Genomic DNA, 903 nt, shown 5'->3' on the forward strand with positions numbered 1-903 from the left:
ATGGTGCGGTCGAGAGGACTTGAACCTCCACGGTGTTAACCACCACTAGGCCCTCAACCTAGCGCGTCTACCGATTCCGCCACGACCGCGTATTAAGATGGAGCGGAAGACGGGATTCGAACCCGCGACCCCGACCTTGGCAAGGTCGTATTCTACCACTGAACTACTTCCGCATAAGTATTTTAGAGATGCGGGTGAAGGGACTCGAACCCCCACGTCAAAGACACTAGATCCTAAGTCTAGCGCGTCTACCAATTCCGCCACACCCGCATGTGAAATTACGTATTTAGTAATAAAAATTAATGAGAAATGGTGAGCCATGCAGGGCTCGAACCTGCGACCCTCTGATTAAAAGTCAGATGCTCTACCAACTGAGCTAATGGCTCATTAAATTTTAATGGGGCGGCTGAAGGGAATTGAACCCTCGAATGCCGGAATCACAATCCGGTGCGTTAACCACTTCGCCACAACCGCCATGAAAAAATGGTGCCGGCGAAAGGATTCGAACCCTCGACCCTCTGATTACAAGTCAGATGCTCTACCAACTGAGCTACACCGGCGCGTTATATGGTGGCTTTGGACGGAATCGAACCGCCGACACAAGGATTTTCAGTCCTTTGCTCTACCAACTGAGCTACAAAGCCATAAATATTAAATTAAAAATGGCGGTCCCGACGGGATTCGAACCCGCGATCTTCTGCGTGACAGGCAGACATGTTAACCCCTACACCACGGGACCGTTTTAAGTCATATCGACTTTACCTATTTTAAAGGTCATTTTATGTAAAGTCAATAACTTTTTTAAAAAAATAAAGCCTGGCAACGTCCTATCCTCACAGGGGGAGATCCCCCAACTACTTTCGGCGCTGAGACGCTTAACTTCCGTGTTCGGCATGGGAACGG

Annotated in this window: 8 tRNA genes and 1 rRNA gene; all 9 read right to left on the bottom strand. The window is 48.9% G+C overall.

Annotated elements, in window-relative coordinates:
• Position 1: 1 nt before the first annotated feature.
• Positions 2 to 89, bottom strand: a tRNA-Leu gene (locus KNO86_RS14485).
• 9 nt (positions 90 to 98) lie between these two features.
• Positions 99 to 173, bottom strand: a tRNA-Gly gene (locus KNO86_RS14490).
• Between the two features lie 16 nt (positions 174 to 189).
• A tRNA-Leu gene (locus KNO86_RS14495) sits at positions 190 to 270 on the bottom strand.
• 40 nt (positions 271 to 310) lie between these two features.
• Positions 311 to 386, bottom strand: a tRNA-Lys gene (locus KNO86_RS14500).
• 12 nt (positions 387 to 398) lie between these two features.
• A tRNA-His gene (locus KNO86_RS14505) sits at positions 399 to 474 on the bottom strand.
• 10 nt (positions 475 to 484) lie between these two features.
• Positions 485 to 560 (bottom strand) — tRNA-Thr (locus KNO86_RS14510).
• A gap of 8 nt (positions 561 to 568) precedes the next feature.
• Positions 569 to 644 (bottom strand) — tRNA-Phe (locus KNO86_RS14515).
• Positions 645 to 663: 19 nt separating this feature from the next.
• A tRNA-Asp gene (locus KNO86_RS14520) sits at positions 664 to 739 on the bottom strand.
• A 75-nt stretch (positions 740 to 814) separates the two neighbouring features.
• Positions 815 to 903: ribosomal RNA gene (gene rrf, locus KNO86_RS14525) — 5S ribosomal RNA — on the bottom strand; the annotation flags it as partial.

This window comes from Exiguobacterium sp. s160 (assembly GCF_018617575.1).
Taxonomy (GTDB): domain Bacteria; phylum Bacillota; class Bacilli; order Exiguobacteriales; family Exiguobacteriaceae; genus Exiguobacterium; species Exiguobacterium aestuarii_A.